The sequence below is a fragment of the Shewanella sp. Isolate7 genome (assembly GCF_022398425.1).
In the GTDB taxonomy this organism is placed as follows: Bacteria; Pseudomonadota; Gammaproteobacteria; order Enterobacterales; family Shewanellaceae; genus Shewanella.
In genome coordinates, this window is record NZ_JAKEVJ010000043.1 from 13,646 (window position 1) to 33,730 (window position 20,085).

A 20,085-nucleotide genomic window follows, 5' to 3' on the forward strand; every position below is an offset into this window, starting at 1 on the left:
GACAATTACAAACGCAAAAGGCTTCCAGAGGTGGAAGCCTTTTTTCTTAATGTGACTGAGAGATAGCGGGCTTAAAAACGTTAGGAACCCGGCCATTACTCGAATGCTTTAAGCAAAATAGCCAGATGTAAATGTTAGGAAGCTTGGGTTCAATTTACCTGTGTTTACCTGATAACTAATTAGTTCTTATAGAGGCTAAGACGAAAAAAGGCTTCCATTTCGGGAAGCCTTTTCTCTTAATGTGACTGAGAGATAGCGGGCTTAAACGTTAGGAACCCGGCCATTACTCGAATGCTTTAATCTAGATAGCGAAAAGCCCGCTCATTAGCGGGCTTTGTTAATGTGGCGGAGAGATAGGGATTTGAACCCTAGACGGGCTATAAACCCGTGCCGGTTTTCAAGACCGGTGCATTCGACCACTCTGCCATCTCTCCGAACGCCGCGAATAATATAGCGCTCTATTTCACTTGTAAAGGGAAAATATCCCTAAAAGATCTATTTGGCGAACTTACGCTCACTTTGTCGAATCTTCCTCCTGATGTAGCGCGATTTTTGCCGGATCCGGGGTCGAGATGGCACTGAACACGCCGCGCCAGTTGTCATAGCCTCTGACCTGATACCCTATCAAGACACCTATTGCACTGACCACTATGCCTACGCCTATTGCCTTCTCGCCAGCATTTGCCCATAGGGCAACCAATGAGGACGCGCCGAAGGCGATACTTATCTGCAAAAAGTTCTGTAGCCCTGCCGCCTTAGCCGAAGCCTGCTTAAAGACCTGCAGCGCCGTATTGACCACTATGGGATAACAGGCACCGTTGGCCGCCGCCATCACAGAGAAGATACTCAATAGCGGCCAGATGGTACTCGAAGGATAACATAGGGTAACCAGGGCGATCCCGGCGACACAAGCCCCAAACAGCAGCAGGATCCAGGTGAGCGTCACCTCGGCGCCATAGCGACGAATAAACAGCTTACTCAGGTAGCCCCCGACGATAAACATCACGGTTTGCGGAATGAAGCTCAGGCCTATCGCCTTGGCCGCATAACCATGCTGCTCCATCACTATGGGCCAGAGGGTTAGATAAGAAAAGAAAGCCGCCGAGCAGGCACCAAATACCAAGACATTACCTAGATATCTTGGGCTGGCCAGCATGGTCAAATAACTCACCCGAGCGACGTCTTGGCCTTGGCCCACTTTCTCATCTAGTTCAGACAGAGCCTTGCCCTGGCAGGTTTCCCCCTTGCTCCCTGAGGCGTCACCTTTAACTCGTTGGACTTCTTTTTCGACCCAGGCAAGGGTTGCTAGGATAAGCAACAGGCTTAAGCCGCCCAGGATAAAGAAGATGCTGTGCCACTGCTGCCACTCTAATAGATAGGCACCCAAGATAGGAGCCAGGGCTGGCGAGAGTGCCACGAGCGGCATGATGTTGCTAAACACCTGTTGCGCCTCGCTGGCCTTGTAGCGGTCGATCACTATCGCCTGCCAGATAACCGATGCACTACAGGCGCCCAGGGCCTGAAAGAAACGCGCCACATTAAACATGGCAATCGAGTCGCTATTGGCGATCGCCAGGCTGGCGGCGCCGAACAAAACAAGCCCCAATATCAGACTCAATCGTTTGCCTATCGCCTGCACTAAGGGCCCGTACAATAGCTGGCCCAACGCCAGACCGGCGAGAAAGAAAGTCAGTGAGCTGGCGACCTGGGTAGCGCTTGCATCCAAACTTGTTTCAATTGCTTTGAAAGCAGGTAAATACATGTCAGTCGCAATAAAGCCCAACATGCTCAATAGTGCCAAATAGATAAGAAAAGAAAAATTAGCGATTTTATTCATAAAAATAGAAGATTCACTATAACTAAACAAAGGAGTCGGTGAGTCTAGAGACTTGCCTATTGCTTGTGAAACGTTTATTTTTGCTTACAGCCTTCAAATATTCTCACGGCAATTTAGGAGCTTTTCGAGATGCTTTCAGAACAGTCGATGCAATTAATTGATATGGTGGCACGGGTCGGTAGTTTTACCGCCGCGGCCAACAAGTTACACAAGGTGCCTTCTGCCGTGAGTTATGCCGTTAAACAGGTCGAAGAGGAGTTGGGGGTTATTCTGTTTGAGCGCCATCACAGAAGCGTGAGTCTCACCCCGGCTGGCGAACACTTCGTTAAACAGGTGCGCTCCATGCTGACCCACTTGGCGTCACTGAAGGAGGATACCAAGCGAGTCGCCAACGGCTGGCAACCCACGCTCTCCATCGCGCTGGATAACATAGTGCGCGCCGATAAGATAAGTAACCTGATCGCCGATTTCTATCGCCATTTCGATAATGTCGAACTCATCATACGTATCGAGGTCTTTAACGGCGTATGGGAGGCCATTGCCACCGGTCGCAGTGACATCGCCATCGGAGCAACTACAGCTATACCTGTAGGTGGCGACTATCGCTTTAAGGATATGGGAGATATCGAATGGACCTTCCTGGTGAGTAAGCATCATCCCTTGGCCGCCATAGATCGCCCCTTGCTCGACGATGAGCTGCGCACCTATCCCTCAATCTGTCTGGAAGACACCTCGCGCGAGATCCCCAAACGCATGACCTGGCTGCTGGATAACCAGCGCCGTCTGGTAGTGCCCGACTGGATCCGTGCCATCAACTGTTTCCGTGAAGGGCTTGGCATAGGCTACATGCCAAAGCACTTCGCCACTCCCTTCGTGCAGGCCGGTGCTCTGATTGAGAAAGAGCTAGAACGCCCCAAGGCGCCTAGCCCCTGTTGCCTAGCCTGGAATGACGCCAACATGTCACCAGCCATGGCCTGGGTGCTCGATTATCTGGGTGATAGTGAAAAACTACAGCGTGACTGGTTTAATTAACCGACAATCAAGCAGATGGGCTTTCACCCTCCCCTTGGCTCGGTTATGATAATAAGCCTGTAAAACAAGTTAAATCCGGTTCATGAAATGGAACTCTTGCAATCGATTTGACTCAAATAAACCATCAAGTTAGTGATAGTCACTGGAGATAAAGATGACGCAAGAAACACTATATGCAAGCCATGCTTCGACACAAGAAGTGAATAAGCTGCTTAAAAATACCTATCTGCTACTCTCGATGACACTGGGCTTCTCCGCGCTGTGTGCGGGGCTGGCAATGGTGTTGCAAATCAGTCCTCTCATGTCTATCGGTCTCTCGATAGGTGGTTTCATCCTGTTATTTGTCACCCTTAGAAAGGCCGAGTCGGCCGCGGGGCTGTTTTGGGTGTTTGCCTTTACGGGTATGGAAGGTGCCTCGCTTGGCTACATGCTTAACCATTATGCTGGCATGGCCAACGGCCCTCAGCTCATCATGCAGGCCTTAGGCTTGACTGCCGTAGTGTTCGTGACCCTAAGCGGCTATGCCATCACCACCAAGAAAGACTTCTCTTTCATGCGTGGTTTCCTGCTCGCCGGTTTGGTCATTGCTATCGTTGCCGGTATCGCCAACATCTTCATCGGTAGCGGCGCGGTATTCATGGCCCTCAACGCAGGTATCGCCCTGTTGATGACAGGCTTTATCCTTTTTGATACCAGCCGCATCGTAAATGGCGGTGAAACCAACTACATACGCGCGACTGTCGCCCTGTATCTGGATTTCTTGAACCTGTTTATCTCGATTCTGCATCTGTTAGGTGCCGGCAGCGACGATTAAACTGTTTAGACATTTAAAAGGCCCGCCCTATCGGCGGGCTTTTTTATGCCCAAGTACATGATGATATTCGCCCAAACCTCAGTCGTATTCGCTAGACGTTTGGGATCGCGACAAAAAAACGCTAGAATAGCGCCCAGAATCGACGCCTATGCGTCACGACAATAAGTAAAGGTTAATGAGTAAGCTCATCATTCAAGTCAATCAGGCTGGATACGGCCAGGGTAGCAGCTATCAGGCACTACAGTTTACCCAAGCTGCCATCGACGCCGGCCATGAAGTGCTCAAGGTCTTCTTCTATCAAGACGGCGTATTGTCGACCAATAATCTTCAGTCGCCGGCCTCAGATGAATTTGCCCTCTATCAAGCCTGGCGAGAGTTGGGACAGACGCACAAGGTACCCTTGGTGAACTGCGTCTCGGCCGCACTGCGCCGTGGTGTGTTATCTGCGGCCGAATCGGCGGAAAATCAGTTACAACACTGGAATCTCGAGCCCCCCTTTCAGATGGGTGGGCTGGGCGAACTCGTGACCGGCATAGAGCAAGCCGATCGTGTGATCTGTTTTTAAACGCCAGATGTTAAGCATTCGCTTTTTGGAAAAATGATGAAAAAGATCACCATTATCTTCAGACACGCTCCCCATGGCAGCGCCAAGAGCCGGGAAGGACTGGATTTTGCGCTGCTCAGTGCCAGTTTCGAGCAGGAGGTCAGCCTTATCTTCGCCGATGAGGGCGTGCTCAATCTGATCCCACAGCAGGCGCCGGAAATCATAGGCGCCAAAGACTTCCTCGCGGCCTTTAAGGCCTTGCCGCTTTACGATATCGAATCCGTCTATGCCTGCCAGCAGAGCATGGATGACTATCAACTCGATGAGTCGGCACTGGCAATTCCACTCGATGTCAAAACGCCAGCAGAGATAGGTGAGCTGTTAACCCAAGCCGATGAGGTCTTTGTCTACTGATGATACTGCATGTCGTTCAATACTCGGCGATACAAGATAACGCCCTGGCCACCTGCCTTCGCTATATTCAGCCACAAGACACGCTCTTGTTGATTGGCGATGGCGTTAACGCCCTGCTGCTGCGAAAATGGCAACAAGCACTGCATGACACTAAGGTCTGCCTACTCGAGCAAGATGTTGAAGCCAGAGGCCTGCAGGCAAGGTTAGGCCAATATCAGCAGCTAAGTCAGGCCGAATTTGTCCAATACTCGTTAACTCACGCTAAGGTGATCACTTGGTAAATTTTATAATGTATGGGGATAGTCAGATCCCGACCGATCCCCAGGGCTACCTGAAAAACGTCGGTGACTGGAATGAAGAACTGGCGGTAATTATCGCCGCCGAAGAAGATATCACCCTCACCCCCGCCCATTGGGAAGTGGTGCACTTCGTGCGCGAATTTTATATGGAGTTTAAGACGAGCCCTGCCATTCGTGTGCTGGTCAAGGCCATCGGCCAGAAACTCGGCGCCGAAAAGGGTAACTCTAAATATCTCTACACCCTCTTCCCGCTCGGTCCGGCCAAACAGGCGACCAAGATTGCTGGCCTGCCAAAGCCTGCAAAATGCATCTAAGCAAGCGACTTAAAACCTGTCTTGTAGACTAGCCTAAAAGATAAAAAAAACCTTCGCTAATGCGAAGGTTTTTTTATGGTTAGAGATTTTTCATCACTAACATAATCGCTTTCCCAAATGTTGCTAACATTACTGCGGCGAAGATACAGATAATGACGACATAGGTCAGCCACTGAAAATAGCGCCCACCGTTATCCATGTTTCACACTATCTCTCTATCGCGTTAGCCTATCTGGGTCAGGCCGCCCATGTAAGGACGTAGCGCTTCGGGCACAGTAATAGAGCCGTCGGCATTTTGATAGTTCTCCATTACCGCCACTAGGGTACGTCCAACCGCCAGGCCAGAACCGTTCAGTGTGTGCAGCAGCGCTGGCTTCTTGGCTGACTTAGCCTTGTAGCGTGCTTGCATGCGACGCGCCTGGAAATCCTGCATGTTGCTGCAAGATGAGATCTCGCGGTAGGTGTTCTGCGCTGGTAACCAGACCTCGATATCGAAGGTCTTCGCCGCGCCAAAGCCCATGTCGCCGGTACAAAGTACCACGGTGCGATATGGCAGGCCTAAGCGTTGCAACACTGTTTCCGCGTGTTGTGTCAGGCTCTCGAGCGCCGCCATAGACTCTTCTGGCTTCACCAACTGCACCAACTCTACCTTGTCGAACTGGTGCTGACGGATAAGACCGCGTGTATCGCGGCCGTATGAGCCGGCCTCACTACGGAAACACGCCGTGTGGGCCGTCATCTTAATCGGCAGCTCATCTTCGTCGATAATGGTATCGCGAGCCAGGTTTGTCAGCGGCACCTCGGCGGTTGGGATCAGGCTAAGGCCCTGACCTTCTTCGGTGGCTGGCTTAGTGTGGAAAAGATCTTCACCAAATTTAGGCAGCTGACCCGTGCCCAGTAGGCTGTCTTCGTTAACCAGAAGCGGCACGTAAGTTTCGGTGTAGCCGTGCTCTGTGGTGTGTAGATCCAGCATGAACTGAGTTAAGGCACGGTGCATACGGGCAATTTGGCCCTTCATCACGATAAAACGTGAGCCGGTGATCTTAACCGCGCTCTTGAAATCCAGGCCGGCGTGTTGCTCACCCAGATCCACGTGATCTTTCACTTCAAAATTAAACTGCTTAGGCTCACCCCAACGGCGGATCTCGACGTTGTCGTTTTCATCTGCGCCAATAGGTGCCGACTCGTCCGGCAAGTTAGGTACGCTCATGGCGATGGCGTTAAGCTCTTCGAGTAGCTGGCTGAGTTCGGCCTTCTTGCTGTCTAACTCGGCTCCGAGATCGCCCACTTTCGCCATGATAGGGGCAACATCTTCGCCCTTAGCCTTGGCCTGACCGATAGATTTGGAGATCGCATTACGGGACGCTTGCAGCTCTTCTGTTGCCACCTGCAGTGACTTACGCTTTTCCTCTAATTTGCTGAGACGATCCACATCCAGGATAAAACCACGGGTGGCCAGACGCTCGGCGGTCGCTTCTAATTCAGTACGTAAAAATTTGGGATCTAACATGTTTTAGTTTCTTAATAGTTAAATGCGAGAAAAAACCAACTGCTGTCCTAAGTAAACCATGAATAAACATAGACATAGGTTCAGAGCGATATTTGTAAATGCTTTCAACCAAGCGCCCTGCTGCATCAATAACAGGGTTTCGTTCGAAAAAGTTGAAAACGTCGTAAGTGCTCCTAACAACCCAACACCTACTAATGCTTTGATTTCAGGACTGACCTGACTCGCCTCTCCTAGAGCATAGATCACGCCCATCAGGAAGGAGCCGATCACATTGACCATGAGTGTACCAAAAGGAAAAGAAGAGCCAAACACCTGAATCATGAATATTGAAATAAGATAACGAAATACGGCGCCAATAGAGCCACCCAAGGCCACAAAAATGAGATTATTCATAGCGTTTCACCTCACTTGCCCTGTCCATTTCCGCCAAGGTAGCGAGCTTGGTCTTGATACGCTTCTCGAAACCATGCTCACTGGGGTGGTAAAACTGTGTACCTGCCAGCGCCTCGGGGAAATAGCACTCGCCGCTCGCATAATGATTGGGCTCATCGTGGGCGTAACGATACCCCTCGCCAAGGCCGATGTCGGCCATCAACTGAGTCGGCGCATTACGCAGATGGTTCGGCACTGGCTGGCTACCGGTTTCCCTTGCCAACTGGCGCGCCGCCTTGAAGGCGGTGTAAACGGCGTTACTCTTCGGCGCGCAGGCGAGATAGACCACGGCCTGTGCGATCGCCCGCTCCCCTTCGGCCGGACCGACCCGATGAAAGCACTCCCAGGCGTTGACCGCCACCGACATGGCAACAGGATCTGCGTTACCTATGTCTTCAGAGGCGATGGCCAACAGGCGACGAGCAACATAAAGCGGGTCGCAGCCTCCTTCGAGCATACGGCAATACCAGTACAGCGCCGCATCCGGCGCCGAGCCTCGAATTGACTTATGCACGGCGGAGATAAGGTCGTAATACTGATCGCCATTCTTATCGAATCCGGCCAGCTGCTGTCCCGCCACCTCGATGAGCATCTGGGCAGTAAACTCGCCGCCATCTGGCAGCATGTCGCTCATCAGTTCGATAAGATTTAGTGCCTTGCGTGCATCGCCGTCACACAGGTTAGCCAGCTTCTCGGCGACCTCATCTGGCATACTTAGCTGTCGCTTACCCAAGCCACGGGCGTCATCTTCTAGCGCCTGACGCACTATCTTGATGATCTCGGCGTCTTGCAACCGCTTGATCAGATAGACTCTGGCGCGAGAAAGCAGCGCGTTATTGATCTCAAACGAAGGATTTTCGGTGGTGGCGCCGATGAAAATGACAGTACCATCTTCGATAAAGGGCAAGAAGGCATCTTGCTGACTCTTGTTGAATCTGTGCACCTCATCGACGAACAGCAAGGTTCGCTGGCCGCGGGACTGGGCCACGCTTTTGGCATGTTCGATGGCGGCGCGGATCTCTTTCACCCCAGAGGTAACTGCAGAGATACGCTCTACATGGGCATTAGCATAATGGGCGACCAACTCGGCTAGCGTGGTCTTGCCTGTGCCCGGCGGCCCCCAGAACATCATGGAGTGGGCTCTACCCGCCTCTAGCGCCTGACGTAGGGGCTTGCCCTCACCCAACAGGTGATCTTGGCCTATATATTGTGCCAGGGTTTCCGGTCGCATCCTGGCGGCGAGCGGACGAAAATCGGGCGCAAAATCGAAACTTAAGCTAGACACAAATAGCCTTAATCCAATGACTTAAGACGTTGATCGTCAATATCTACGCCTTCGGGGACGGTAAATTGAAACAGCTTGGCATCGTCCTCGGCCAGTGGCGCCTGGGCTGACAGATTGAAGACGCTGAGGTTACCCTGCTGATCGGTCAGCTTCATCACCTCGAGTTGCTTCTCCTTAAAACAGACTTCGACTCCAGTCACACTGGCATCGACCGCCTTAGGCGCTATCTGGTAGCAATCGTCCTGGCGCTCTACTCGATAGTCCTGCCAGGTCACCTCGTCGCGATGAACCAGCAGCGCGATCGGTGAGGCATCGATGGCCTGATTAAAATCTAAAACAGAGACCTCTTCGGCGAATGGATTATAGATCCACACGTCCCGGCCATCGGCAACGATAAGCGATTCATCTGGCTGAGTCAGATGCCAGTAAAACTGATTTGGCACCGCCAAGGCAAAGGTACCAGAACCTTGCTGAATCACTTTGTTGTTTACGTCTGTCACCTGCTGGCTAAAATTTGCCTTGAGGTTATCGAGCTGCGCCAGCGCATCCTTTAATGCCGTGGCATCGTCGGCGTAACAGGATGCCGCCATCATCAGCGGCAGAGCACAGACTAATTGAGATAAGGGTTTTAACATTACAAATCCTTTCATTTCAAAGCGCTCGCTATTAACTAGGGTTACTCCCGCAAGTGTGTCACGAGAATGATTAACGAGAGCTTAATAATCTTTCGGCGGTGGCGGCGCAAGCACCTCACGGTTACCATTGTGTCCCTGTGAACTGACGACACCTTGCATCTCCATCTGTTCGATGATGCGAGCGGCCCGGTTGTAGCCAATCTTAAATTTACGCTGCACGCTGGAGATAGAGCCGCGACGGGTCTCGGTAACGAAAGCTACCGCCTCATCGTAGAGTGAGTCCATCTCTTCGTCGCTCTCGGCGGCCTCTCCAGGCAACAACACCTGCTCGCCCTCGGCAGAGCCTTGCAGGATCTCATCGATATATTGTGGCTTGCCGCGACTGTGCCAGTCGGCCACCACAGCATGCACCTCATGGTCATCGATAAAGGCACCATGAACACGGATAGGCACACTGGTTCCCGGCGGCAGATAGAGCATGTCACCCATACCGAGCAGGGTCTCGGCGCCCTGTTGATCGAGAATGGTGCGAGAGTCGATACGAGAAGACACCTGAAACGCCATACGAGTTGGGATGTTTGCCTTGATTAAACCAGTTATCACATCGACCGACGGACGCTGGGTCGCCAAGATAAGGTGAATACCAGCCGCACGCGCCTTCTGCGCGATACGGGCGATCAACTCTTCCACCTTCTTACCCACGATCATCATCATGTCGGCAAATTCGTCGACAACCACCACGATTGACGGCAGCTTATCCAGCTCAGGCGCATGCTCTTCCATGCTGTCTTGCGAACGCCATAGGGGATCGGTGATCACCTCACCGCGTTCCTTAGCATCTTTAATCTTGGCGTTATACCCCTTGAGGTTACGCACCCCGAGTGCCGACATCAGTTTATAACGACGCTCCATCTCACCGACGCACCAGCGCAGCGAATTGGCGGCCTCTTTCATGTCGGTCACCACCTCACAGAGCAGATGCGGGATCCCTTCGTACACCGAAAGTTCCAGCATCTTAGGGTCGATCATGATAAAACGTACATCGTCCGGCCCTGACTTATACAGCAGGCTGGTGATCATCACGTTAACCCCAACAGACTTACCCGAACCTGTGGTACCGGCCACCAGGAGGTGCGGCATCTTGCCAAGGTCGACGACCACAGGCTCGCCTGAGATATCCTGACCCAGCACCATGCTCAGATGAGACTGGCTATGCTCGAAGGCTTCGCTACCGAGCACGTCGCGCATGAACACGGTTTCGCGGAACTTGTTAGGGATCTCTAGGCCTACATAGGCCTTACCCGGGATAACCTCGACCACACGTACACTTTCGGCAAGCAGCGAGCGCGCCAAATCTTTAGACAAGTTAGTGATCTTAGAGGCCTTCACACCAGGTGCGAGTTCTAGCTCGAAGCGGGTAACCACAGGACCCGGGAAGACGCCCACCACCTTGGCCACAATATTAAAATCGGCCAGTTTAACCTCGACCAGCCTTGCAACCTGGTCAAGTTCCTCCTGGCTGATAGGGTTAGTCTTACGATTGGGCACATCGAGCAGTGAAATATCCGGCAATGGCGCCACAGGTTTCTTAGGCTGCGCCTCTTCCCCACCGGGTAGCACGACTATGCCATCGACTATCTTAGCCTGCTCGACTTTCAGCTTCTTGGGCAGGACTGCCCCCGTCGACTGCTTGGTATCAAAATCGATCGACACCTCATCGTCACCTTGGGCGCTGAAACTCAAATTAGGCTCTTGTATTTCAGCCGCTTGTGTTTTTGCCTCGAACGCAGCGGAACTTGGTGTTGGCAGGCTAAAATTAGGTTCGGAAAAACTAGGCTCCTTAAAACCAGGTTCTTTAATACGCTCACGAGAGGTTGAGCCATCCAGAGTCTCATCCTCATCATAGTCGTCATCCTCGTCGTCGTAGGCGTCCTCTTCGGCTCTGGCCAGCGCCTTCTGGCGGCGAGAATCCTTGAATCTGTCTACTACCGACATGAAGCCCTTGGTGTCTTCGGTTTCGGGCGCACTCGAGAATTTCTCGGGAACATGTTTAAGCTGCTTCACACACCAGATGGTGGCAAAGCCCACCATTTCGACCACGGTTAACCAACTGATCCCGGTCAGGAGCGTAAAGCCGGCTCCGACGAAACAGAGTAGCAGCAGTGTGGTACCCAGCTGATTAAAATAGGGAAGCATGGCATCGGCAATCACATCACCCGAGACGCCGCCCGCAGAGAACTCGTAAATATCATTAGCATTCATACTGGCCAAAGATGCCAGGCTGAAAGTGATCAGTAGGAAGCCGATCAGCCTTAAACCCACGGAAAAATAATCTATCTCCAACAGGCGGTGAATACGTTTAAACAGCAACCAGCCGGTCACCGCCACTATGATAGGAATAAGGTAAGCCGTGTAACCAAAGAAATAGAAAAGCACATCGGCGAGCCAGGCGCCCACAGCACCGGTAACGTTTTTAATCTCGCCTTCAAAATTAGACTGACTCCATCCCGGATCAGACGAATGGAAGCTACTCAGTGATAGCAGAATATAGGTGGCGACCATGCAGCAGAAGATGAGTCCGCCTTCGAGCAGACGCTGCAGACCGCTGAGTGTTTTGACACTATTTCCCTTAGACAAAAGACAACCCACAAAGCAAAAACAAAAAAGGTGAGCCTAAGATATCAAAATAATTCGCGCCATGCAGCGTTTTACCTGCCTATACAGCACAATAGCGAGGTAAAAGCCTATCATTGGTGAAAAACTATTCGAGATGAAAAAAAAGGAGCCTTGACGGCTCCTTTTTTACGACTTAAATCGTTTTTAAGACTCAAGCGTTACATTGATTGCAACTCTATTGGTCTGCTTGACTTCTTCCATCACAACGTAGGTACGAGTATCAGAAACAGCGGGCAACTTAAGTAGAGTTTCACCTAACAAGCGACGATAGGCAGACATGTCAGAAACACGGGTCTTCAATAAATAGTCGAAGTCGCCAGACACCAGATGACATTCTTGAATATCATCGAGCAGCTGTACGGCACGATTAAACTTATCAAATACTTCTGCAGTATCGCGATTTAGCGTGATTTCTACGAACACAAGTAATGAAGCCCCAAGGTAATGGGGATTTACTAGCGCAGTATATCCATTGATGTAACCTTGCTTTTCGAGTCTTTTAACTCTCTCTAAACAGGGAGTGGGGCTCAGCCCTACACGCTTTGACAACTCAACATTGGAAATGCGGCCGTCGATTTGCAACTCGTTAAGGATGTTACGATCGATCCGATCTAAGTCTTTTATAGGACTCTTTTTATTATTAACCATATTTATAACCTTGCTTTATCACTAAAACAACATTTACTGCTACGTATGTCAAAAGTTCAGCAGCATTAACTGCCGAAGTGATACTATACTAGATTTCCCTGAAACAATCACGTTCAGGACCTATAAAATAACAATTCAACCCAGAATAAATGGGTTTTTATTCAATTTGAGGCTCGAAGATGATAATTGGTGTACCTAAAGAAATCAAAAACCACGAATATCGTGTTGGTATGGTGCCGTCAAGTGTCCGCGAATTGACCCTAAAAGGTCATGAAGTATTTGTAGAGAAGAATGCAGGTGTTGGGATCGGTTTTAGCGACCAGGACTATGTCGATGTAGGCGCATCAATCTTAGACACTGCAGCTGAAGTGTTTGCTAAAGCAGACATGATCGTTAAGGTTAAAGAACCTCAAGCGGTCGAGCGTGCCATGTTGCGTGAAGATCAGTTGCTGTTCACTTATCTTCATCTTGCCCCCGATCTGCCACAAACTGAAGATCTTATTAAGAGCGGTGCCGTGTGTATTGCCTATGAAACCGTTACCGATGCCCGTGGCGGTCTGCCACTACTTGCCCCTATGTCAGAAGTTGCCGGTCGCATGTCGATCCAAGCCGGTGCGATGGCACTAGAAAAATCTAAGGGCGGCCGTGGCATGCTACTTGGTGGCGTTCCTGGCGTTGAGCCGGCCAAAGTTGTCATCATCGGCGGCGGCATGGTAGGTACCAACGCAGCGCAGATGGCCGTAGGTCTGGGTGCCGATGTGGTTATCCTAGATCGCAGCATCGATGCACTACGTCGTCTGAACGTTCAGTTCGATAACCGCGTCAAGGCTATCTACTCGACAGCCGACGCTATCGAGAAGCACGTGCTGGAAGCCGACCTAGTGATCGGTGGCGTACTGGTACCTGGCGCCGCAGCGCCTAAGCTAGTGACTAAAGATCACATCAAGCGTATGAAGCCAGGTAGCGCCATCGTTGACGTCGCAATCGACCAAGGTGGTTGTGTAGAGACTTCTCATGCGACCACTCACCAAGACCCAACTTATATCGTTGATGAAGTAGTACACTACTGCGTGGCTAACATGCCTGGCGCGGTTGCACGTACCTCTACCTTCGCGCTCAACAATGCGACACTGCCTTACATCATCAAATTAGCCGACATGGGCTACCGTGAAGCACTGCGTCAAGACAAGCACCTGCTAAACGGCTTGAACGTAATGCACGGCAAGGTCACCTGTAAAGAAGTTGCCGAAGCCCTCAACTTCGAGTTTGTTGATCCAAGCGTACTACTCGCTTAATCAACCAAAGGGTGTAAACAAAGGGAGCCAATGGCTCCCTTTTTCGATTAGGACAATCTAAAAGATTGCCTTTACCCCTTAGGGGAAATTCCCTACAATCGCTGCAATTCGCTAAAGGCACGGAGAAAAAGATGAGCCAAGCTAGACACTGTAACTTATTAATTTTGGGTTCGGGCCCTGCTGGGTACACCGCCGCTGTTTATGCTGCCAGAGCAAACCTAAAGCCTGTTTTGATCACGGGGATGCAGCAAGGTGGTCAGCTGACGACCACAACTGAAGTCGAAAACTGGCCAGGCGACGCCGACGACCTAACAGGTCCGGCTTTGATGGAGCGTATGCAGAAGCATGCCGAGAAATTCGAAACAGAGATCATCTTCGACCACATCAACGAAGTGAACCTGCAAGAGCGCCCTTTCCAACTTAAAGGCGACAGCGGTGAGTACACTTGTGATGCACTGATCATCTCTACCGGTGCATCGGCCATGTACCTGGGCCTTGAGTCAGAAGAAGCCTTCAAGGGTAAAGGCGTATCGGCTTGTGCTACCTGTGATGGATTCTTCTACCGCAACCAGAAAGTTGCCGTGATCGGTGGTGGTAACACAGCCGTTGAAGAAGCTCTCTATCTGAGCAACATCGCATCAGAAGTTCACCTGATCCATCGCCGCGACAGCTTCCGCTCTGAGAAGATCCTGACGAAGCGTCTGATGGACAAGGTTGCTAATGGTAACATAGTACTGCACCTTGACAGTACCTTAGGTGAAGTCGTTGGTGACAACATGGGTGTGACCGGTGTGAAGATCAAGAGCACCAAAGATGAAAGCATTACCGAATTTGATGTGATGGGCGTATTCGTCGCCATCGGCCACAAGCCAAACACTCAGATGTTTGAAGGCCAGCTGGAGATGAACAACGGCTACATCAAGGTGCAGAGCGGTCTTGCAGGCAACGCCACCCAAACCAGTATTCCTGGTGTGTTCGCCGCTGGCGACGTGATGGATCAACATTACCGTCAGGCGATCACCTCTGCCGGTACCGGCTGCATGGCGGCCCTAGACGCGGAGCGTTTCTTAGACGCACAATAAAGCGCGTTACCCTTCATAAAAAAGCAGGCCTAGCGCCTGCTTTTTTTGTGTTGATAATCGAGTAATACCAATCACAGTCAATATGTGATCAGAAATAGCGCAGGGAAAACGCTTGAGAACAAAGCAGGATTTTTAGATAAGTCGTTATTCTACAATTAAAAAGACTAATACAGTTATCGAGCGTTTTAACAAGTTAGAATGATCAATTGTTTATTACGATTGGTATAAATAAATTTGCGATGATCGGGCACAAAAAAAGGGACCCTGAGGTCCCTTTCAAAGCAAAGCTCACTAATTACTTAGCTAGAGCTTCTTTTGCCTTTTCAACTAGAGTGGCGAAAACCACTTTGTCGAATACAGCGATGTCTGCCAAAATCTTACGATCGATTTCGATAGACGCCTTTTTCAGACCGTTGATGAAACGGCTGTAAGACAGACCATTTTGACGAGAAGCCGCATTGATACGTGCAATCCACAGTTGACGGAATTGACGCTTCTTCTGACGACGGTCACGGTAAGCATATTGACCAGCTTTGGTTACTGCTTGCTTAGCAACACGGTAAGTACGTGAGCGAGCTCCGTAATAACCTTTAGCTAGTTTTAGTACTTTCTTGTGACGAGCACGAGCGGTTACACCACGCTTAACTCTAGGCATTGTTCTTTACTCCTCTAATTAAGCGTATGGTAGTTGACGTGCAATTGCTGGCACATCAGACTTCGCAACTAAACATTTAGCACGTAAGTGACGTTTACGCTTAGTGCTCTTCTTGGTCAAAATATGACGTAAATGGGCTTGCTTGCGCTTAAAACCGTTAGCGGTTTTCTTAAAACGCTTTTGTACACCCTTGTCTGTTTTCATTTTAGGCATTGCTAAAACTCCGCATTGGGAAATTAATAAAACGCAAGGCGAGCAGAGTCCCTCAGAGAGGTCTCTGCTACTTTTAAATTTGCCTTACTATTTCTTTTTCGGCGCGAGCACCATCACAGCCTGGCGACCTTCCATTTTTGGAAAAGCCTCCACGATTGCTATCTCAGCCAGGTCGTCTTTAATACGATTCAAAAGATTCATACCAAGACTCTGGTGAGCCATCTCGCGACCACGGAAACGCAGCGTTACTTTCGCCTTGTCGCCGTCTTCTAGAAAACGCTTCAGGTTGCGTAGTTTTACCTGATAGTCGTTTTCGTCAGTACCGGGACGGAATTTTATTTCCTTCACCTGTATCTGTTTCTGCTTCTTCTTTTGTTCTTTTTGGGCCTTAGCCTTATCAAAAAGATACTTTCCGTAGTCCATTATGCGACATACAGGCGGCTCTGCGTTTGGGCTGATCTCTACGAGATCTACGCCAGCTTCATCTGCAAGTTCTTGCGCTTCGCGCAGACTTACAATGCCGATAGTTTCACCGTCTAAACCATTAAGGCGTACTTCTGAAACGCCAACAATGAGCTCGTTAATTCTATTCGCCGCTGCTTTACGCACGTCTGTTTTCTTGATCTTTATGACCTATTCCTCCAACAAATTTAGACTACGGAGCGAAATCTGTTCTTTGACCATGGCGGCAAATTGATCGATTTTGATCTTACCTAGGTCAACACCATCTCTGGTTCGCACCGCGACTTCCCTATTTTCCATCTCTTGATCGCCCACGACCAATAGATAGGGAACACGCCTTAGGGTGTGTTCGCGTATTTTAAAGCCAATCTTTTCATTCCTCAAGTCTTTCGAGGCACGAATTCCCTGATTTTTAAATAATTTGACCACTTCGTCAACATATTCAGACTGTTTATCCGTAATATTCATCACGACCGCCTGAACTGGCGCCAACCAGGTTGGGAACTTGCCTGCGTATTCCTCAATCAGGATACCCAGGAAGCGCTCCAGTGAGCCCAAGATAGCACGGTGGATCATCACAGGTGTCTGACGGCTGTTGTCTTCGGCAACATAGGTCGCACCAAGACGTCCTGGCAATGCATAGTCAAGCTGCACTGTGCCGCACTGCCAAGCTCTGTCTAAGCAGTCATGAAGTGTGAATTCGATCTTAGGACCATAGAAGGCGCCTTCACCCGGAAGGATCTCATACTCGATATCGTTGGCTTTGAGTGCGTCCATCAACGCCTGCTCTGCCCTGTCCCACATGGCATCGTCACCGATACGCTTCTCTGGACGAGTAGAGAGTTTCACCACGATATCGTGGAAGCCAAAGGTCGCGTAGGTGTCGTACACCATCTTGATACAGCCGCTAACCTCTTGCTGCACCTGTTCTTCGGTACAGAAGATATGCGCATCGTCCTGAGTGAAACCACGAACGCGCATCAAACCATGGAGAGAACCCGATGGCTCATTACGGTGACAGCAACCGAACTCCGCCATACGCAGTGGTAGGTCGCGATACGACTTGAGGCCTTGGTTAAAGATCTGCACGTGACCCGGGCAGTTCATCGGCTTAACGGCATACTCACGGTTTTCAGAGTGAGTCGTGAACATCGCCTCGGAATACTTATCCCAGTGACCACTGCGCTCCCACAATACACGATCCATCATCAATGGGCCTTTCACCTCTTGATAGGTGTACTGACCCAGTTTCTGACGAATGAATTTCTCAAGCTCGAGGAACAGGCTCCAACCATCGTTGTGCCAGAACACCATACCTGGCGCTTCTTCCTGCATATGGTAGAGGTCAAGCTGCTTACCTATCTTACGATGGTCGCGCTTAGCCGCTTCTTCAAGGCGAGTCAGGTGCGCCTTTAGGGCCTTCTTATCTGCCCAAGCCGTACCATAGATACGCTGCAGCATCTTGTTATCTGAGTTACCACGCCAGTAGGCGCCGGCGACACTCATCAATTTGAAATGATGACAGAACTTCATGTTAGGCACATGGGGGCCACGACACATGTCGGTATATTCTTCGTGATGATAGAGCGCTGGCTGATCGTCTTTGCTGATGTTCTCATCCAAGATAGCCATCTTGTAGCTTTCACCGCGTGACTCGAAGGTATCGCGGGCTTCTTGCCAGCTCACGACGCGCTTCACCACGTCATAGTTTGTCTTAGCCAATGCCAGCATGCGCTTTTCTAGCTCGGCTACATCTTCCTCGGTCAGCTTGTGGTCGAGATCAACGTCATAGTAGAAACCATTATCGATCACCGGGCCGATGGCCATCTTGGTCTCAGGCCACATCTGCTTAATGGCGTGACCCAGCAGGTGAGCACAAGAGTGACGTAAGATCTCTAACCCTTCATCGTCTTTTGCGGTGATGATTGCCAGTTCGGCATCTGTCTCAATCAGATCGCAAGCATCTTTTAGCTCGCCATTGACGCGGCCTGCGATACAGGCTTTTGCGAGACCAGGACCTATGTCCGCGGCGACATCTAGGGTAGAAACGGCGTTAGCAAACTCGCGCTTGCTGCCATCGGGAAGTGTAATTACAGGCATGTATTATCCTTATCCAGTGGTGACCCCTACGTAGGGCCACTTGGTCATATTGAGAAAAATTTAAGCAACTGAAGCGCAAAACATTACCGGAGTTTTGATCTACTTCAGCGCAGGCCTGTCATTCTAGGGCTGCATCAGGTAAATCGCAAGGCTTAAGGCCGCTGCTAAGGCTTAAATTAGAAACTAGTATGCGATGTGAAGCACACGCGATGGGATCTGTCACCAATTATCCATCTGTATGTCATTTAACAGTCATGGACACTCCCTACTCTAGCCGCCATATCGTTAAGGCTAATTCCCTAAGGAGCCCAACCATGATGAAGCTTATTCTATTAACCGCCCTCTTGTATCAGCCTTTGTATCCCAATGACGGTACACCGGGCGCCTCTATGCTAGAGACTGCTGCGCCGCTCACTGAAGTGCAAACCCTAGGAAGGCAGCCAGTAGGACAGCAGATTGTAGAACAAGAGATAATAAAGCAAACGCCACCATTACCCCTCAATGTCAGTCAACTGGAAGCCGAAATTGCACTTGAGCTCGATAAACAGCTCAAGGCGCTACACGCCGAGCTGTCGCAGCAAGGCACAGAGCAAGCCTTGTTGGCAAGTCAGAGTCGTTAGGTATAAAAACTAACCTAAACGCCTTGATATTTTAAATGCTTAGCCATCTTGTCGCCTTAAGGGGCCATGCTTTTGCTTAACGGGATCATACTATTGCCATGTGAAGAAAAGTCATCCAAGATCCTGTTTAAACACAACTAAGCAAATGGAATGACAATGACCAAGTGGGCACTGGTAACTGGCGGCGCAAAACGTATCGGTCAGGCGATCGTATTAGCCCTGCACGAGAAAGGGTTTAACATTGTGCTGCACTATAATGGCTCCGAGGTCGAGGCCATTGCCCTTGCAGAGAAACTAAACCTTGTTCGGGCTAACTCCTGCCAGACTGTAAAGGCGGATCTCGCCGATGATCTGGGTATAGACACACTCATTCGGCACATTAACGTCCATCGACTCCCGCTTGGGGTTTTAGTTAACAACGCTTCTTTATTTACGCCAGACAATAACCTGAGTGACTGGTCGTCTAGCCAGCGGCTGTTAAACCTTAATCTGCTCTCGCCCTACCTGTTAGCCAGGGCCCTTGGCGATAATCTGGCGCGCCACCAAGGCTGCGTCATCAACCTAGTCGATATTCACGGCGAGCGCCCCTTAAAACACCATGGGCTATACTCTATATCTAAGGCAGGACTACAAATGGCGACCCGCGCCCTGGCACAAGAGTTAGCGCCTAAGATAAGGGTCAATGGGATATCGCCCGGTGCAATACTCTGGCCGTCCAAGAGCGATCAAACCGCTATCGCCAAGGTCACCCAAGCGATCCCTTTGCAGAGAGCTGGCGGGCCCGAGGATATCGCCAATACGGTATGCTTCATCCTAGATAGTCCTTACCTTAATGGTCAGGTGATCGCCATCGATGGCGGTCGCAGCGCAACCGGATATACAGGAGCCGACGGATGAAAATTTTTGATAAAGTGATCTGTTGTCCCCACTGTGGACATCATCAACATATCAACCTAGATATCAGTTGTGGGGATCAGGACTACTACGATGATTGCCGGGTCTGCTGTAATCCCATCCATTTTCGAACCCATATCGATGATTCCCGGCAAAAAATTGAGGTCTATGTCGACTCAGACGATGAGCAATATTATTAGCCTATCAAGACAGACATGCACCAATAGCCTCTCATAGACAACTGATTGAGTGCATGTGCGTGTTAAAGCAAATACACTAGGGCCTGTTTATCTTTCGCGTTCATTTTTGCAGCATTCTGTATCG

The 20,085-nt window shown here is 50.3% G+C and carries 22 protein-coding genes and 1 tRNA gene; 11 read left to right on the top strand and 12 right to left on the bottom strand.

Features of this window, described 5'->3' with window-relative positions; translation table 11 throughout:
* Window positions 1-343: 343 nt before the first annotated feature.
* Window positions 344-434 (bottom strand) — tRNA-Ser (locus L1D47_RS12140).
* An 80-nt stretch (window positions 435-514) separates the two neighbouring features.
* On the bottom strand, window positions 515-1,837 hold the full coding sequence (locus L1D47_RS12145; protein ID WP_239885140.1) for an MFS transporter: 1,323 nt from the start codon (window positions 1,835-1,837) through the stop codon (window positions 515-517).
* Window positions 1,838-1,966: 129 nt separating this feature from the next.
* On the opposite strand from L1D47_RS12145, the gene punR reads away from it, so the two are divergent.
* The 6 genes from punR (at window position 1,967) to L1D47_RS12175 (ending at window position 5,254) form a co-directional block, all read left to right on the top strand.
* Window positions 1,967-2,869, top strand: a complete 903-nt coding sequence (gene punR / locus L1D47_RS12150; protein ID WP_239885142.1) for a DNA-binding transcriptional activator PunR — start codon at window positions 1,967-1,969, stop codon at window positions 2,867-2,869.
* A 154-nt stretch (window positions 2,870-3,023) separates the two neighbouring features.
* On the top strand, window positions 3,024-3,683 hold the full coding sequence (locus L1D47_RS12155) for a Bax inhibitor-1/YccA family protein (RefSeq protein ID WP_239850563.1): 660 nt from the start codon (window positions 3,024-3,026) through the stop codon (window positions 3,681-3,683).
* A gap of 175 nt (window positions 3,684-3,858) precedes the next feature.
* On the top strand, window positions 3,859-4,248 hold the full coding sequence (gene tusD / locus L1D47_RS12160) for a sulfurtransferase complex subunit TusD (RefSeq protein WP_239885144.1): 390 nt from the start codon (window positions 3,859-3,861) through the stop codon (window positions 4,246-4,248).
* A gap of 36 nt (window positions 4,249-4,284) precedes the next feature.
* A complete protein-coding gene (gene tusC, locus L1D47_RS12165) occupies window positions 4,285-4,641 on the top strand; it encodes a sulfurtransferase complex subunit TusC (protein WP_239885146.1) in 357 nt (118 codons plus the stop codon).
* Window positions 4,641-4,922 carry a sulfurtransferase complex subunit TusB gene (tusB, locus tag L1D47_RS12170; RefSeq protein WP_239885148.1) on the top strand — a complete coding sequence of 94 codons (282 nt, stop codon included), beginning with the start codon at window positions 4,641-4,643 and terminating at the stop codon, window positions 4,920-4,922. The genes tusC and tusB overlap by 1 nt, the downstream gene beginning before the upstream one ends.
* Complete coding sequence (locus L1D47_RS12175; protein ID WP_239885150.1) at window positions 4,916-5,254, top strand: TusE/DsrC/DsvC family sulfur relay protein; 339 nt, start codon at window positions 4,916-4,918, stop codon at window positions 5,252-5,254. Before tusB ends, L1D47_RS12175 begins: the two co-directional genes overlap by 7 nt.
* A gap of 223 nt (window positions 5,255-5,477) precedes the next feature.
* Here L1D47_RS12175 and serS read toward each other — a convergent pair whose 3' ends face one another.
* The 6 genes from serS to lrp all read right to left on the bottom strand — a co-directional run bounded on the left by serS (window position 5,478) and on the right by lrp (window position 12,440).
* A complete protein-coding gene (gene serS, locus L1D47_RS12180; RefSeq protein ID WP_239885151.1) occupies window positions 5,478-6,764 on the bottom strand; it encodes a serine--tRNA ligase in 1,287 nt (428 codons plus the stop codon).
* A gap of 18 nt (window positions 6,765-6,782) precedes the next feature.
* Entirely contained in the window at window positions 6,783-7,157 is a 375-nt protein-coding gene (crcB, locus tag L1D47_RS12185) for a fluoride efflux transporter CrcB (protein WP_011865819.1), read from the bottom strand.
* The gene (locus tag L1D47_RS12190) at window positions 7,150-8,481 is read right to left on the bottom strand and encodes a replication-associated recombination protein A (protein ID WP_239885153.1); all 1,332 of its coding nucleotides are present in this window, start codon (window positions 8,479-8,481) and stop codon (window positions 7,150-7,152) included. Before L1D47_RS12190 ends, crcB begins: the two co-directional genes overlap by 8 nt.
* Before the next feature lie 8 nt (window positions 8,482-8,489).
* Window positions 8,490-9,116 (bottom strand): outer membrane lipoprotein chaperone LolA, encoded by a 627-nt coding sequence (gene lolA / locus L1D47_RS12195; protein ID WP_239885156.1) that lies wholly within the window; start codon window positions 9,114-9,116, stop codon window positions 8,490-8,492.
* Between the two features lie 81 nt (window positions 9,117-9,197).
* Window positions 9,198-11,753 carry a DNA translocase FtsK 4TM domain-containing protein gene (locus L1D47_RS12200; RefSeq protein WP_239885158.1) on the bottom strand — a complete coding sequence of 852 codons (2,556 nt, stop codon included), beginning with the start codon at window positions 11,751-11,753 and terminating at the stop codon, window positions 9,198-9,200.
* Between the two features lie 183 nt (window positions 11,754-11,936).
* Entirely contained in the window at window positions 11,937-12,440 is a 504-nt protein-coding gene (lrp, locus tag L1D47_RS12205; RefSeq protein ID WP_011865823.1) for a leucine-responsive transcriptional regulator Lrp, read from the bottom strand.
* Window positions 12,441-12,619: 179 nt separating this feature from the next.
* On the opposite strand from lrp, the gene ald reads away from it, so the two are divergent.
* Together ald and trxB are read left to right on the top strand one after the other, a co-directional pair.
* The gene (ald, locus tag L1D47_RS12210) at window positions 12,620-13,735 is read left to right on the top strand and encodes an alanine dehydrogenase (RefSeq protein ID WP_041511223.1); all 1,116 of its coding nucleotides are present in this window, start codon (window positions 12,620-12,622) and stop codon (window positions 13,733-13,735) included.
* A 131-nt stretch (window positions 13,736-13,866) separates the two neighbouring features.
* Window positions 13,867-14,817: a thioredoxin-disulfide reductase gene (gene trxB, locus L1D47_RS12215; RefSeq protein ID WP_239885159.1), complete on the top strand. Its 951-nt coding sequence runs from the start codon at window positions 13,867-13,869 to the stop codon at window positions 14,815-14,817.
* Window positions 14,818-15,112: 295 nt separating this feature from the next.
* Here trxB and rplT read toward each other — a convergent pair whose 3' ends face one another.
* The 4 genes from rplT to thrS form a co-directional block, all read right to left on the bottom strand.
* A complete protein-coding gene (gene rplT / locus L1D47_RS12220; protein ID WP_011865827.1) occupies window positions 15,113-15,472 on the bottom strand; it encodes a 50S ribosomal protein L20 in 360 nt (119 codons plus the stop codon).
* A gap of 18 nt (window positions 15,473-15,490) precedes the next feature.
* Entirely contained in the window at window positions 15,491-15,685 is a 195-nt protein-coding gene (rpmI, locus tag L1D47_RS12225) for a 50S ribosomal protein L35 (protein ID WP_011865828.1), read from the bottom strand.
* A gap of 87 nt (window positions 15,686-15,772) precedes the next feature.
* The gene (gene infC, locus L1D47_RS12230; RefSeq protein WP_041511221.1) at window positions 15,773-16,315 is read right to left on the bottom strand and encodes a translation initiation factor IF-3; all 543 of its coding nucleotides are present in this window, start codon (window positions 16,313-16,315) and stop codon (window positions 15,773-15,775) included.
* A gap of 3 nt (window positions 16,316-16,318) precedes the next feature.
* Entirely contained in the window at window positions 16,319-18,247 is a 1,929-nt protein-coding gene (thrS, locus tag L1D47_RS12235) for a threonine--tRNA ligase (protein ID WP_239885161.1), read from the bottom strand.
* A gap of 314 nt (window positions 18,248-18,561) precedes the next feature.
* Between thrS and L1D47_RS12240 the strand changes: the two genes are divergently transcribed.
* From L1D47_RS12240 to L1D47_RS12250, 3 genes are all read left to right on the top strand, one after another.
* The gene (locus L1D47_RS12240) at window positions 18,562-18,867 is read left to right on the top strand and encodes a hypothetical protein (protein ID WP_239885163.1); all 306 of its coding nucleotides are present in this window, start codon (window positions 18,562-18,564) and stop codon (window positions 18,865-18,867) included.
* A 156-nt stretch (window positions 18,868-19,023) separates the two neighbouring features.
* Entirely contained in the window at window positions 19,024-19,764 is a 741-nt protein-coding gene (locus L1D47_RS12245) for an SDR family oxidoreductase (protein ID WP_345778767.1), read from the top strand.
* The gene (locus L1D47_RS12250; protein ID WP_011865833.1) at window positions 19,761-19,961 is read left to right on the top strand and encodes a CPXCG motif-containing cysteine-rich protein; all 201 of its coding nucleotides are present in this window, start codon (window positions 19,761-19,763) and stop codon (window positions 19,959-19,961) included. Before L1D47_RS12245 ends, L1D47_RS12250 begins: the two co-directional genes overlap by 4 nt.
* Window positions 19,962-20,085: the final 124 nt, after the last annotated feature.